Source organism: Pseudomonas sp. WC2 (genome assembly GCF_050586545.1).
GTDB lineage: Bacteria > Pseudomonadota > Gammaproteobacteria > Pseudomonadales > Pseudomonadaceae > Aquipseudomonas.
In genome coordinates this window covers 1-12,316 of record NZ_JBOBDR010000026.1, presented here as the reverse complement: position 1 = coordinate 12,316, position 12,316 = coordinate 1, and the positions used below count along the sequence as shown (strand labels likewise).

Here is a 12,316-nt window from a genome sequence, read left to right as displayed (position 1 = left end):
CCGACGAAGCTTTTAGCTATTCCTGAAACGCTGCAAATACTCGACATGCTCACGGTGCGCAACTTCTTGCACCACCGGCCGCAGCCGCACCTGAGCCCCTGGCAGACACTGTGCCAGCCGCGCCAACGCCACCGGCGTCAACGCCCCCAATCGCGGATATCCGCCAATCGTCTGCCGGTCATTGAGCAACACAATCGGCTGCCCGTCCGGCGGCACCTGCACCGCGCCCAAGGGAATCCCCTCGGAAATCATCGGCTGGCCCTGATATTCCAACGCCTTGCCCAGCAAACGAATGCCCATGCGATCGGCGCGACTGTCGAGCGTCCACGCACTGTTGAACACATCGAACAGGCTCTGCCCGCTGAACTGACCGATCTGCGCGCCGAGCACCAGATCCAGCGGTGCAGTCGATTTCAGATCCGGCCGCAACGCCAATGGCACTTCGCGAACCATTAGCGCTTCCCCGTGATAACTCAGCGTCGCCCCCTTGGCCAACGGCAAGCCCATTCCATCGAGCCCGCCGAGTTCTTCGCGCACAACCGTCGCGCTACTGCCCAAGACCTTCGGAGCGTCGAAGCCGCCGGGCGCCGCCAAGTACGCCCGAGCACCGAGGTGCGGCTGCGTGAACTGCAATTTTTGCCCTTTGACCAATTTAAAGCTGCGCCACGGCGCGAGCGGCTGGCCATCGATTTGTGCGCCAAGATCCGCCCCGGCCAATGCAAGCAAACAATCCTCTTCTGCGAGGAGCGCAAACCCGCCGAGGGTGATTTCGATCACCGGCACATCCAGCCCATTGCCCAGCAGCCAATTGGCCCAACTCATGGAATTCCAATCCGCCGCGCCGCCCTGAGTCACGCCCAGATGCCGCACACCAAATCGTCCGGCGTCCTGCAACAGGCACAGCGGCGTACTCGCCTCAATCGTCAATCGGCTCATGCGTGTGCCTCCAGCGGCGTGTCGTCGCCACCCAGACCGATGAATTCGGCGTGGCTCACGGCTTCAAACCGCACGGTGTCGCCGGGTTGCATCAGGCTGTAGCCATCGCGATGACGGTCGAACAGTTTCGCCGGGGTACGACCGATCAGGTTCCAGCCGCCGGGAGACACCACGGGATAGGCCGCAGTTTGTCGTTCAGCGATGCCGACGCTGCCAGCCGCGACTCTCTTGCGCGGAGTGTTCAAACGTGGCGCTGCAAGGATTTCGTCAACCAGGCCCATAAAGGCAAAACCGGGCGCAAAACCGAGGGCGAACACCTGATATTCACGGCCACTGTGGCGACGTATTACCTCCTCCACTGCCAGCCCACTGCGCTCGGCCAGCAAGCTCAATTCAGGCCCGACACTGAGGTCGTACCAGACGGGCAACACATGGCACTGGCCGCCGCTGCGTGCATTGGGCGACAGATCAATCAATGCCTCGGCAATCAATTCCCGCGCCTGATTGGGGTTCAACTTCGTCAGATCGTAATGAACCATCAACGTCGTGTACGACGGCACCAGATCAATCAATTGATCGCCGAACACCGCACGCAAACGCTCGCTGGCAGCGAGCATCCACGGCATGTTGGCCTCAGCGATTTCATCGAACAGGCGCAGCATCAGGCAATCCAGTGCCACCACTTCAATCCTTGGGTTCATTGCGCGTCCTGCTGATTCAAGGCCTCGCGAATGCGCTGCACGGCGGCCACCGAACTGGCGTTGTCACCGTGTACGCAGAGGGTATTGGCATGCAGACGCAATGCGCTGCCATCGCTGGCGGTGAGGTTGCCGCCACGGGCGATGGTCAGCGCTTGCTCGATGATTTTCTCAGGGTCGTGATGCACCGCCCCCGGCAGTTGTCGCGAAACCAGTTTGCCGGCGCTGTCATAGGCGCGGTCGGCGAAGGCTTCGAACCACAGGGTCACGCCGTACTCGTCGCCAATCTGCTGCGCGGGCGAGTTATCGCGAGTGGCCATCAGCATCAGCGGCAGGACGCGGTCGTACGCGGCCACGGCCTGAATCACCGCGCGCAATTGCGCCGGATTAGCCATCATGTCGTTGTACATCGCGCCGTGGGGTTTGACGTAACTGACCCGCCCGCCCTGCGCCTTGCAGATGCCATCGAGGGCGCCGATCTGGTAATGCAAAATGTCTTGCAGCTCTTGCGCCGAATAGGCCATGGAACGGCGACCGAAGCCGACCAGATCCTGATAGGCCGGGTGCGCGCCGATCTGTACGCCGTGGCTCAACGCCAGGCTGACCGTCTTGCGCATGATGCTTGGGTCGCCGGCATGAAAACCGCAGGCGACGTTGGCGCAATCGATGAAGGGCATGACCTCGGCGTCCAGACCCATGGTCCAGCTGCCGAAGCTCTCGCCAATGTCGCAATTCAATAGCAGGCGGCTCACGGTGAACACTCCTGTAGGGGCTTGTCTTTTTTCTGTAGGACTTTGCTGCGCAGGTTATCAGTTACTGCGCATCGAGTTGCTTGCCACGGGTTTCCGGCAGGCTCAACGCCGCGATAATCACCACGCCGTAAGACACCGCCGCGAAAGCACCAATGCCCACGCTCAATGGCACTTTCTGGCTGAGCAAGCCGATCAGCAGTGGAAACAATGCCGCGAGCGCCCGACCGATGTTGTAGCAAAAGCCCTGCCCCGAACCGCGAATGCGCGTAGGGAACAGCTCCGTCAAAAACGCGCCCATGCCGCTGAAAATCCCCGAGGCAAAGAAGCCCAGCGGAAAGCCCAACCACAGCATTACGCCGTTACTCACCGGCAGTTGCGTGTAGAGCAGCACGATGGTGAACGAGCCCACCGCGAACAGAATGAAGTTCTTCTTCCGCCCCAGCAGATCGGTCAGATAGGCGCTGATTACATAGCCGACGTAGGAGCCGACAATTACCATCGCCAGATAGCCGCCAGTGCCGAGTACGCTCAAGCCGCGTTCGTTTTTCAGAAAGGTCGGCAGCCACGAAGTGATTGCGTAATAGCCGCCCAAAGCACCGGTGGTCAGCACTGATGCGCGGAACGTGGTGAAGAGCATGCCGGGCGCGAAAATCTCGTAGAACTTCGACTGATTCTCCGGCGTTTGTTGGGCCTTGGCTTCGCGATAGATCTCCGGATCCTTGACGAGACGACGAACGAAAATCACAAAAATCGCCGGCACGATGCCGAGGATAAACAGCGCGCGCCAAGCGTCTTCCGGTGGCAGGACAGAGAACAGCAGCGCGTACAGAATCGCCGTCAGGCCCCAGCCCAGCGCCCAACCGGATTGCACCATGCCCACCGCTTTGCCGCGATCCTTGGCGCGAATGACTTCGCCGATCAGCACCGCGCCAGCGGTCCATTCGCCGCCGAAACCGAAGCCCATCAAGGTACGGGCGATCAGCAGTTGTTCGTAGTTTTGCGCGAAGCCGCAGAGAAAGGTGAAGAAGGCGAACCACAGCACCGTCAGTTGCAGGGTGCGCACGCGGCCGATGCGGTCAGAAAGGATCCCGGCGACCCAACCGCCAATCGCGGAAGCAATCAGGGTGCTGGTGTGAATCAGTCCGGCTTCGCCAGTGGTGATGCCCCACATCGCAATCAGCGTCGGCACGACAAAGCTGAGCATCTGCGTGTCCATGCCGTCCAGACCGTAACCGATCTTGCAGCTCCAGAAGGTGCGGCGCTCCTGCTGGTTGATGTTGCGATACCAGTCGAACGGCCCGGGACGCGCCGTTGCCTTGGGTACTTCTAGGGTGTCGGGAGCACGCATGGCTTATCTCCGCAGGTTTTTATTGGTCTTGTTCGTAGCCCCGACGACGCCTATCGTGGGGACCGGATGCGTCGATTTTTCGTCGCGCGGCCCTGCTGCGTCCAACGAATAAAAACCCGCCTTAGCCATAAGAAAAATTTGTCACCCGAGCCTTGCCCATGAACCTGAAGTTTCTCGAGACCTTTGTCTGGGTCGCCCGCCTGAAGAGTTTTCGTCTGACCGCTGACAAGCTGTTCACCACCCAGGCGTCGATCTCCAGCCGCATTGCGGTGCTGGAAGGTGAGCTGGGGGTGAAACTGTTTTTGCGCGATTCGCGCGGGGTCAGCCTGACGCCGGAAGGCTTGAAAGTGCTGGAGTATGCCGAGCAGATGCTCGACACCATGTCGGCACTCAAGCAGTCGATCGAGACCCGCTCGAGCAAGGTTGGCCGTGTGCGCATCGGCGTGATGGACACGGTGATCCACACCTGGCTCAGCCCGTTGGTGGCGCAGATGACCGATCTGTATCCACGGGTGGAAATCGAATTGGTGGCGGATACCTCGCTGAACCTCTGCGATCAACTGCAAAAAGGCTTTCTCGATCTGATCCTGCAAACCGATCTGGTGCGCCATGAAAGCGTGCGCAGCCTGGAGCTGGCCAGCCATCCGCTGGGCTGGATCGTCGCCAGTAATTCGATCTACAACCGCGACTACGCCGACCTCGCTGAACTGGCGCAGGAACGCATCATCACCTACTCGAAAAACTCACGACCGCATCAGGATCTTGTGGCGTTGATGCAGGCCAACGGCGTAATGGCGCCGCGCTTGAATTGCGTGAATTCGGTGTCGGCGATTACCCGGTTGTTGCGCGATGGCTTTGGTGTGGGCGTGCTGCCGCCGGTGCTGGTGGCTGAGGAACTGGCGCGGGGGGAATTGATCTTGTTGGCGATTGATCAGCGGCCACCGAATTTACAGGTGGTGGTGTCGTGGCGGGTGGGCGTTGAATGGGTCGAGGAGATTGTGACGTTGTGTCAGCAGGTGTTGGCGGGGTATGCGCAGAAAGTCGGCAAGGACTACATCACCCTCACTGACTGAACATGATCGTTCCCACGCTCCGCGTGGGAATGCCTCAATGGACGCTCCGCGTCCGCTTTGGGACGCGGAGCGTCCCGGGCTGCATTCCCACGCAGAGCGTGGGAACGATCATCCGTGTGGGAACGATCATCAGAGACCGCGCACGTCGCGATCTTCGATCGGCCGGCTCTGGCGCAATCGCTTGCCGCCGAGCACCACCCAGTCGATCAAGCGGAAAAGGCATTCAATCCCGAACGACAGCAGCAACGCGCCGCTCATGCCCCAGATCATCGCTTCCGGGGTCAGCAGGATCTGGTAGCTGTAGCCATTCCAGGTTTCCTTGCGAATGTCCGGATCGGCCGCCAGCACCACTTGCAGGAAGCGGATGTACCACGGGCCCTGCATCGCCTGGAATTGTTTATCCAGCGCAAGCTGACGCGTGAGCAAGGTGTTCAGACTGTCGGCATCACTGCGGAAAATCGGATCCTCACTGGCGCGGTAATGCGCCACCAGCGCCTGCATATCGCCCTTGAAAAACTGTTCGGCAGTGCCCTGAAAGCCGCGCAAACCGGTCTGCGCCTCGATCAGATGCGCTTCGACACGTTTTGCATAATCGTTGATGAACCCCGGCACCTGGACACCGATCAACAGGCCCGCCGCAAACAACACCAGCCGTACATAACTGAGCAACATGGGGTGCAATCCTTATTCGGTCTTGCCTTGGCTGACGCATTCGCCGCGTCGCCACAGGCTCCATTGGCCCGGTTCGTAGCGGGTCCAGGTTTCGTTTTCGGTCAACGGTTCAGTGGCGATCACCGTCACCACGTCGTTGGGCGTGGTTTCCGCCTGGAAATCGACGATCACGTCGACATCCTTGAGCCGCGCAGGGCCAAACGGTGCGCGCCGGGTGATCTGTGCGAGTTTGGTCGAGCAATAGCAGAACAGCCAGTCGCCATCGCTGAGCAGGCAGTTGAACACGCCTTTGCTGCGATATTCGGCGCACGCGGCGACCAGATCCGGCAGCAGCTCTTCTACTTCGACCGGCTCCGGAAAGGCTGCACGCACGCGGTTGAGCAAATCGCAGAACGCCGCTTCGCTGTCGGTATCGCCGACCGGGCGGTAGAAACTTTTGATCGGGGTGAAGTCGGCGAGCTGGCCGTTGTGCGCAAAGCACCAGTTGCGTCCCCACAGTTCTCGGACGAACGGGTGGGTGTTGGACAGGCAGACCTTGCCGACGTTGGCCTGACGGATGTGGCCGATGACCACTTCACTCTTGATCGGATAACGCTGCACCAGATTGGCGACTTCCGACTCGCAGCTCGCCGCCGGGTCCTGAAACAGACGCAAGCCACGACCTTCATAGAAGGCGATGCCCCAGCCGTCGCGGTGCGGGCCGGTGCGACCGCCGCGCTGCATCAAACCGGTGAAGCTGAACACGATATCGGTCGGCACGTTGGCGCTCATGCCCAGTAATTCACACATGTGCGGACTCTCGGATTACAGGCGCGGCTCGACCCGCATGCGCTGCGGATTGCTCGGCACAGGTGGGCGGCCGTATCGATCATCGCCGGCACCGCCGAAGGGTTGATCGTCGTCGCGATCATCGGCACGGGCGGCGGCTTTAGCGGCTTCGGCCTGTTCACGACGGGCGCGGGAAGAGCGTTCGATCGGGAAACGAATCAGCACGAAGATCAGGTAAATGCCGAACGCGATCATGCCGTACATGAACAGATCGGAAATCGCCCGCCAGGCGTTGTTGCCGACCTTGAAGGCCAGGTCTAGCGCAGTGATGGCGATGGACGGTGCAACCTTGGCTTTCACCGGGTCGATGATGGTCGGGCTGAACAGCAACACCGCCATCAGCACGCGCAGTGGCTCGCGCAACCAGCGCCACATCCAGGTGGTCAGGCGCATCCATACCAACAGGCAGCCCACGGCGGCAAAGGCGTAGAGGCCCCAGGCGATCAGATAGTCGTTCTCGGTCATGGTGTCCATGGCAAGGCAGGCAAAGAGGCGCTTATAGTAACGACTTTTCGCCCGCCCGGCTTGTCCCAATAGACATGCGACCTGTGGGAGTGAGCCTGCTCGCGAATACGGACTGTCAGTTGAAACTTTGTTGTCTGACCCACCGCATTCGCGAGCAGGCTCGCTCCCACAGGGGAATGCGACAGTTTCACGAACTGCGAAAACCTTTATTCCGAACATTGTCCGAGAGCCTTTCATGCCCGAATCCGCCAACGTCATCAGCGCCCCGATTGCCCACAAAGCTGCCGGCGCCGACCCGTATGCCTGGCTGCAGGAGCGCGACACCGATGCGGTGCTCGATTACCTCAAGGCCGAAAACGCTTATCAAGAGGCGCAAACTGCCGATCAGGCCGACCTGCGCGACACTCTGTTCGAAGAGATCAAAGGTCGGATTCTCGAAACCGACCTGTCCCTGCCCTCGCCATGGGGCCCGTACCTGTATTACACCCGCACCACCGCTGGCGACGAATATGCCCGGCACTACCGCTGCCCGCGCCCGGCCGACGACAGCCTGACCCTCGATGAAAGCCGCGAGCAACTGCTGCTTGATCCGAACGAATTGGCCAATGGCGGCTTCTTCTCGCTGGGCGCCTTCAGCATCAGCCCAGACCATCAGCGTCTGGCCTACAGCGTCGACGCCACGGGAGACGAGATTTACACCCTGTTCGTCAAAGAGCTGTCCAACGACAAGGTCAGCGAACTGGAATTCGAAGACTGCGACGGCAGCATGACCTGGGCCAACGACAGCCTGACCCTGTTTTTCGGCGAACTCGACGACACCCACCGCCCGCACAAGCTGTTGCGCTATCGTCTCGACGGCACCGCTGCCGAGGAAGTGTTCAACGAGCCGGACGGGCGTTTCTTCCTGCATTGCTACCGCTCCAGCTCGGAACAACAATTGCTCTTGTCGCTGGGCAGCAAAACCACCAGCGAAGTCTGGGCGCTCGACGCCAATCAGCCGCACTTGCCGTTCACTTGCCTGGCGCCGCGCGTCGAAGATCACGAATACGATGTCGATCACGGCCTGCTCGATGGCGTGTGGACGTGGTTTATCCGCACCAACCGCGACGGCATCAACTATGCCCTGTATCAGGCGCCGGACACCGGCATCGCGCCGACCGAAGCCGACTGGCAGAACCTGATCCCGCACAACGACACGGTGATGCTCGATGGCGTCAGCCTCAACACCGAGGCCATGACCCTGAGCCTGCGCGAAGGTGGACTGCCGATCATCGAAGTTCACCCACACGGCCTGACGCCTTATCGCGTGCAATTGCCGGACGCGGCCTACAGCCTCTATGTGCAAAACAGCCTGGAATTCGAGAGCGACCGCATTCGTCTGCGCTACGAGGCGCTGAACCGTCCGGCGCAGGTGCGCCAGTTGATCCTCGCCAGCGGCGAGCAGACCGTGCTCAAAGAAACCCCTGTGCTCGGCCCGTTCGACGCCGACGCTTACGTCAGCCAACGGCTGTGGGCGACGGCACCGGACGGTACGCAAGTGCCGATCAGCCTGGTGATGAAACGCGAAATGCTCGGCAAACCGGTGCCACTGTATCTGTACGGTTATGGCGCTTACGGCTCCAGTCTGGATCCGTGGTTCTCTCACGCGCGTCTGAGTCTTCTTGATCGCGGCATGGCCTTCGCCATCGCCCATGTGCGCGGCGGCGGCGAGCTGGGCGAAGCCTGGTATCGCGCCGGTAAGCAGGAACACAAGCACAACACTTTCAGCGACTTCATTGCCTGCGCCGAATTCTTGATCCTCAACGGCATCACCACCGCCGAAAAACTGGCGATCAGCGGCGGCAGTGCCGGTGGTTTGCTGATCGGCGCCGTGCTGAACCAGCGCCCGGATCTGTTCGGCGTGGCGATTGCCGAAGTGCCGTTCGTCGACGTCCTCAACACCATGCTCGACCCGGAGCTGCCGCTGACCGTCACCGAATACGACGAGTGGGGCAATCCTGAAGAGCCGGAGGTTTACGAGCGGATCAAGGCTTATGCGCCGTACGAAAACGTCAGCGCACAGCATTACCCGCCGACGCTGGTCATCGCCGGCTACAACGACAGCCGCGTGCAGTATTGGGAAGCGGCCAAGTGGGTGGCGAAATTGCGCGCGACCAAGACCGACGACAACGTCCTGCTGTTGAAGACCGAATTGGGTGCCGGGCATGGCGGGATGAGCGGGCGTTATCAGGGATTACGTGACGTAGCGCTCGAATACGCATTTGTTTTCAAGGTTTTGGGCCTGGCCTGAGGAACTCCGTCGGTCACTTGGGTCTTAATTCCAGACCCAAGAGGCCGATACTCCCCGAGCTCCCACAGGGGCGGTGTACCGCCTTGAAAATGTGAAAACAAAAAGACCGTGCCGACATGTCAGAACCGACCTTCCTGAACAACGAAATCCGCGATTGGCTGATGGACTGCGGCCTGTTCGATCAATTGCAACTGGCCGACTTTGCGGCCGCTTCCGGCTACTTCAGCATCAGCACGGTGGCTGAGGGCGAGGCGATTTTCCGTGAGGGCGATGCCGGCAGCTTCATGTGCATCCTCCACACCGGTCAGGTCGCCGTGCAGAAAACCGGGCCCGATGGCCAAGTCATCACCATGGCCACCCTGCGCAGCGGTCGCGCCTTCGGCGAAATGGCCGTGCTCGATGGCGAGCGACGTTCGGCCACCTGCATCGCGGCGAGCAACTGTCAGTTGCTCAACCTCGGCAAAGACTCCCTGGAAAAAATGCTCAACGACGCGCCGAAGATCGCCGCGAAGATCATCCGCGCCCTTGCCGTCTCCCTGTCGAAACGCCTGCGCATGGCCGACGGCCAATTGGCCGCGCAGCAGGTTTAACCGCCGGGGGATTTCGCCTTGGTACCGTTCGGTTCGATGCCCGGCACCGGTTGATCCTTGCTCGGCGGGCTGGGCATTTCGATCGGCACTAGCGGCGGGCTGCCACTGCCGGCACCCGACTTGGGAATGGTGATCGGGGTGATCTGCGGATACGGCGTCGGTGTCGCGGTACCGGGCGAGCCGGGTTGCGGCGCCGGGCTGACCGGAATCGTCTGTTGCGCCTGCACTGCAGTAATCGAGAGCGCGGCCAGGGCAATGACCGTTAGAATGGTGCGCTTCATCAAGGGCTCCGTTTGGCCTCTAGTCTGCGCTCAGGCTACTCCCAACGGGCCTGCTTGCCTTCCCCCTTGTAGAGATTTCCATGAAACGTTTCGTTCTGCTCGACACCACCCCGATCCCTGAAAGCGGCGGTGCCCTGTGCCTGTTCGAGTATGGCGAGGATTTCGTCATCAAGATCCAGGGCGGCGACGGCGGGCAATTGATGAACACGCGCATGCACGGTTCCGAAGATGCGCTGGCCGAGATTCCGTGTCGCAAGGTGGCTGGCCGGGAAAATTCGCGCGTGCTGATCGGCGGTCTGGGCATGGGTTTCACCCTCGCCTCCGCGCTCAAGCACCTGGGCAAGAGCGCCGAAGTGGTGGTCGCAGAACTGGTGCCCGGCGTTGTTGAATGGAACCGTGGCCCGCTCGGCGAGAAGTCCGGCCGCCCGCTGCTGGATCCGCGCACGGTGATCCGTCAGGAAGACGTGGCCAAAGTGCTGCAAAGCGAGCCCAACGGTTTCGACGCGATTATGCTCGACGTCGACAACGGCCCCGAAGGACTGACGCAGAAGGCCAACAGCTGGCTGTATTCCGCCGCTGGTCTGAATGCCTGCGCCAAAGCTCTTCGCCCGAAAGGCGTGCTCGCCGTATGGTCAGCCAGCGCCGACAAGCAGTTTTCCGACAAATTGAAGAAGGCCGGTTTCAAGGCCGAAGAAGTCCAGGTCTTCGCCCACGGCAACAAGGGCACGCGCCACACGATCTGGATTGCCGAGAAGCTCAAAGGCTGAGCTAAACTCTGCCCATAACCGTCATTAGTCTTTTACAAAGGTGAACCCATGAGTTCGTCCACTCCAACCAACACGTCGAAGCTGGATCGCATCCTCGCCGACAACCAGCGCGACAAGGAAATGGGCTACCGCGACAAGGCCCTGAAGATGTACCCGCACGTCTGTGGCCGCTGCACCCGTGAGTTTTCCGGCAAGCGCCTGAGCGAACTGACCGTGCACCACCGCGATCACAACCACGACAACAACCCGCAGGACGGCTCGAACTGGGAATTGTTGTGCCTGTATTGCCACGACAACGAACACTCGCGGTATACCGATCAGCAGTACTTCAGCGAAGGCTCGCTGAGCACGCCGAAAATCGCCAAGGCGACGCATAACCCGTTTGCCGCGCTGGCCGGGTTGATGAAGAAAGAAGATTAAGCCAGACATGATCGTTCCCACGCTCCGCGTGGGAATGCCTCTTCGGACGCTCTGCGTTCGGCGGTTTAAGGGGACGCGGAGCGTCCCGGGCTGCATTCCCACGCAGAGCGTGGGAACGAGCGGTCTGACCACAACCGCCCAATCCCCGTATAATCGCCCTCTTTTTCCCGAAGGCACCCCGCTCGTGGCAGACAAACGGTACAGCTGCATTGGTTTGTATAACCCCAAGTCACCGGAGAACGTCGGTTCGGTGATGCGCGCCGCAGGCTGCTATGGCGTGGCCTCGGTGTTCTACACCGGCAAGCGTTATGAACGCGCCGCCGACTTCGTCACCGACACCAAACGCGTGCACTACGACATCCCGCTGATCGGCATCGATGATCTGAAAAAGATCCTCCCGCTCAACTGCGTGCCCGTCGCCGTGGAACTGGTCGAGGGCGCCCGCCCGCTGCCGGAATACACTCATCCGGATCGCGCCCTGTACATCTTCGGCCCGGAAGACGGTTCGCTGGATAAAGAAATCCGCGATTGGTGCGAAGACGTCGTGTACATCCCGACCACCGGCTGCATGAACCTCGCCGCCACGGTCAACGTCGTGCTCTACGACCGCATGGCCAAAGGCCTGAACACCCGCTCCGGGCCAAAATTCCGCTGAAGCGTCGTACATCCGATGGAACAAGCTGACCGCTGCGGCAGTCAGCTTGTTTATCCATTATTCATTGCCTGGAGAAAGATCATGACCGAGCTCAAACGCGTCGAGCGTATCGAATCCACCCCGTTCCAAAGCCGTTCCGAGCAAAACGTCGAAGGTTGGGAGCGCATCGGCTCGCTGGCCGGCGGCGTGATCATGGTCGGCAAAGGCCTGCGCCGTGGCGGTGTGTTCGGTCTGATTCAGGTGGCGATTGGCGGCGTGGCCATGGCCCGCGGGATTACCGGGCACAGTTCGATGAAAAGCCTGATCGAGAAGAGTCGTCAGGACATGAACAATGTGCGCGCCAAGATCGAACGGGCCGGCGAAGAGCTGAGCAAGCTGAAAGCCAATGCCGAAGCGGCGACCAGCACCGCCACAGTGACCGGCAATGATTCGGTGAAATCGCCGAAAGCCGGGGTTTGATCCGAGAGTTGCGGTGGGGCTGATGGCCCCTTCGCGAGCAGTTCGAATCGTCGCACCGTCGCTCCCACAGGGGAATACATTT

General features: G+C 60.7%; 15 protein-coding genes. 7 read left to right on the top strand and 8 right to left on the bottom strand.

The window, feature by feature from the left end; translation table 11 throughout:
- Positions 1-12: 12 nt before the first annotated feature.
- The 4 genes from ACQ4OE_RS24725 to ACQ4OE_RS24710 form a co-directional block, all read right to left on the bottom strand.
- On the bottom strand, positions 13-936 hold the full coding sequence (locus ACQ4OE_RS24725; protein ID WP_430948223.1) for a biotin-dependent carboxyltransferase family protein: 924 nt from the start codon (positions 934-936) through the stop codon (positions 13-15).
- On the bottom strand, positions 933-1,637 hold the full coding sequence (gene pxpB, locus ACQ4OE_RS24720) for a 5-oxoprolinase subunit PxpB (RefSeq protein WP_430948222.1): 705 nt from the start codon (positions 1,635-1,637) through the stop codon (positions 933-935). Before pxpB ends, ACQ4OE_RS24725 begins: the two co-directional genes overlap by 4 nt.
- Positions 1,634-2,386, bottom strand: a complete 753-nt coding sequence (locus ACQ4OE_RS24715) for a 5-oxoprolinase subunit PxpA (RefSeq protein WP_430948221.1) — start codon at positions 2,384-2,386, stop codon at positions 1,634-1,636. The genes pxpB and ACQ4OE_RS24715 overlap by 4 nt, the downstream gene beginning before the upstream one ends.
- A gap of 61 nt (positions 2,387-2,447) precedes the next feature.
- On the bottom strand, positions 2,448-3,734 hold the full coding sequence (locus ACQ4OE_RS24710) for an MFS transporter (protein ID WP_430948220.1): 1,287 nt from the start codon (positions 3,732-3,734) through the stop codon (positions 2,448-2,450).
- 158 nt (positions 3,735-3,892) lie between these two features.
- Here ACQ4OE_RS24710 and ACQ4OE_RS24705 point away from each other — a divergent pair, with 158 nt between their 5' ends.
- On the top strand, positions 3,893-4,807 hold the full coding sequence (locus ACQ4OE_RS24705; RefSeq protein WP_430948219.1) for a LysR family transcriptional regulator: 915 nt from the start codon (positions 3,893-3,895) through the stop codon (positions 4,805-4,807).
- Positions 4,808-4,936: 129 nt separating this feature from the next.
- Here ACQ4OE_RS24705 and ACQ4OE_RS24700 read toward each other — a convergent pair whose 3' ends face one another.
- The 3 genes from ACQ4OE_RS24700 to ACQ4OE_RS24690 are packed head-to-tail and all read right to left on the bottom strand — an operon-like array spanning position 4,937 to position 6,781.
- Positions 4,937-5,479, bottom strand: coding sequence for a DUF2937 family protein (locus ACQ4OE_RS24700; protein WP_122591732.1), 543 nt, complete (start codon positions 5,477-5,479; stop codon positions 4,937-4,939).
- Between the two features lie 12 nt (positions 5,480-5,491).
- Positions 5,492-6,268: a class II glutamine amidotransferase gene (locus ACQ4OE_RS24695; RefSeq protein ID WP_122591730.1), complete on the bottom strand. Its 777-nt coding sequence runs from the start codon at positions 6,266-6,268 to the stop codon at positions 5,492-5,494.
- 15 nt (positions 6,269-6,283) lie between these two features.
- Positions 6,284-6,781 carry an MFS transporter gene (locus ACQ4OE_RS24690; RefSeq protein ID WP_158954048.1) on the bottom strand — a complete coding sequence of 166 codons (498 nt, stop codon included), beginning with the start codon at positions 6,779-6,781 and terminating at the stop codon, positions 6,284-6,286.
- A 226-nt stretch (positions 6,782-7,007) separates the two neighbouring features.
- Between ACQ4OE_RS24690 and ACQ4OE_RS24685 the strand changes: the two genes are divergently transcribed.
- Both ACQ4OE_RS24685 and ACQ4OE_RS24680 read left to right on the top strand, forming a co-directional pair.
- Positions 7,008-9,062, top strand: a complete 2,055-nt coding sequence (locus tag ACQ4OE_RS24685) for a S9 family peptidase (RefSeq protein WP_430948218.1) — start codon at positions 7,008-7,010, stop codon at positions 9,060-9,062.
- Positions 9,063-9,178: 116 nt separating this feature from the next.
- On the top strand, positions 9,179-9,652 hold the full coding sequence (locus tag ACQ4OE_RS24680; RefSeq protein WP_008085900.1) for a Crp/Fnr family transcriptional regulator: 474 nt from the start codon (positions 9,179-9,181) through the stop codon (positions 9,650-9,652).
- Here ACQ4OE_RS24680 and ACQ4OE_RS24675 read toward each other — a convergent pair.
- Positions 9,649-9,933 carry a hypothetical protein gene (locus ACQ4OE_RS24675; RefSeq protein ID WP_122591725.1) on the bottom strand — a complete coding sequence of 95 codons (285 nt, stop codon included), beginning with the start codon at positions 9,931-9,933 and terminating at the stop codon, positions 9,649-9,651. The genes ACQ4OE_RS24680 and ACQ4OE_RS24675 overlap by 4 nt on opposite strands.
- An 80-nt stretch (positions 9,934-10,013) precedes the next feature.
- On the opposite strand from ACQ4OE_RS24675, the gene ACQ4OE_RS24670 reads away from it, so the two are divergent.
- The 4 genes from ACQ4OE_RS24670 to ACQ4OE_RS24655 all read left to right on the top strand — a co-directional run bounded on the left by ACQ4OE_RS24670 (position 10,014) and on the right by ACQ4OE_RS24655 (position 12,234).
- Entirely contained in the window at positions 10,014-10,700 is a 687-nt protein-coding gene (locus ACQ4OE_RS24670; protein ID WP_122591723.1) for a hypothetical protein, read from the top strand.
- Positions 10,701-10,748: 48 nt separating this feature from the next.
- On the top strand, positions 10,749-11,120 hold the full coding sequence (locus ACQ4OE_RS24665; RefSeq protein ID WP_007911336.1) for a YajD family HNH nuclease: 372 nt from the start codon (positions 10,749-10,751) through the stop codon (positions 11,118-11,120).
- A gap of 184 nt (positions 11,121-11,304) precedes the next feature.
- Positions 11,305-11,775: an RNA methyltransferase gene (locus tag ACQ4OE_RS24660; protein WP_007911337.1), complete on the top strand. Its 471-nt coding sequence runs from the start codon at positions 11,305-11,307 to the stop codon at positions 11,773-11,775.
- An 81-nt stretch (positions 11,776-11,856) separates the two neighbouring features.
- Positions 11,857-12,234 (top strand): YgaP family membrane protein, encoded by a 378-nt coding sequence (locus ACQ4OE_RS24655; protein ID WP_093438222.1) that lies wholly within the window; start codon positions 11,857-11,859, stop codon positions 12,232-12,234.
- The last annotated feature ends 82 nt before the right edge of the window (positions 12,235-12,316 follow it).

Excerpts from the sequence above, each read along its gene's own strand:
- ACQ4OE_RS24725 (WP_430948223.1), bottom strand. The coding sequence starts at position 936 with ATGAGCCGATTGACGATTGAGGCGAGTACGCCGCTGTGCCTGTTGCAG.
- pxpB (WP_430948222.1), bottom strand. The coding sequence starts at position 1,637 with ATGAACCCAAGGATTGAAGTGGTGGCACTGGATTGCCTGATGCTGCGC.
- ACQ4OE_RS24710 (WP_430948220.1), bottom strand. The coding sequence starts at position 3,734 with ATGCGTGCTCCCGACACCCTAGAAGTACCCAAGGCAACGGCGCGTCCC.
- ACQ4OE_RS24705 (WP_430948219.1), top strand. The coding sequence starts at position 3,893 with ATGAACCTGAAGTTTCTCGAGACCTTTGTCTGGGTCGCCCGCCTGAAG.
- ACQ4OE_RS24700 (WP_122591732.1), bottom strand. The coding sequence starts at position 5,479 with ATGTTGCTCAGTTATGTACGGCTGGTGTTGTTTGCGGCGGGCCTGTTG.
- ACQ4OE_RS24695 (WP_122591730.1), bottom strand. The coding sequence starts at position 6,268 with ATGTGTGAATTACTGGGCATGAGCGCCAACGTGCCGACCGATATCGTG.
- ACQ4OE_RS24690 (WP_158954048.1), bottom strand. The coding sequence starts at position 6,781 with ATGGACACCATGACCGAGAACGACTATCTGATCGCCTGGGGCCTCTAC.
- ACQ4OE_RS24685 (WP_430948218.1), top strand. The coding sequence starts at position 7,008 with ATGCCCGAATCCGCCAACGTCATCAGCGCCCCGATTGCCCACAAAGCT.
- ACQ4OE_RS24680 (WP_008085900.1), top strand. The coding sequence starts at position 9,179 with ATGTCAGAACCGACCTTCCTGAACAACGAAATCCGCGATTGGCTGATG.
- ACQ4OE_RS24675 (WP_122591725.1), bottom strand. The coding sequence starts at position 9,933 with ATGAAGCGCACCATTCTAACGGTCATTGCCCTGGCCGCGCTCTCGATT.
- ACQ4OE_RS24670 (WP_122591723.1), top strand. The coding sequence starts at position 10,014 with ATGAAACGTTTCGTTCTGCTCGACACCACCCCGATCCCTGAAAGCGGC.
- ACQ4OE_RS24665 (WP_007911336.1), top strand. The coding sequence starts at position 10,749 with ATGAGTTCGTCCACTCCAACCAACACGTCGAAGCTGGATCGCATCCTC.
- ACQ4OE_RS24655 (WP_093438222.1), top strand. The coding sequence starts at position 11,857 with ATGACCGAGCTCAAACGCGTCGAGCGTATCGAATCCACCCCGTTCCAA.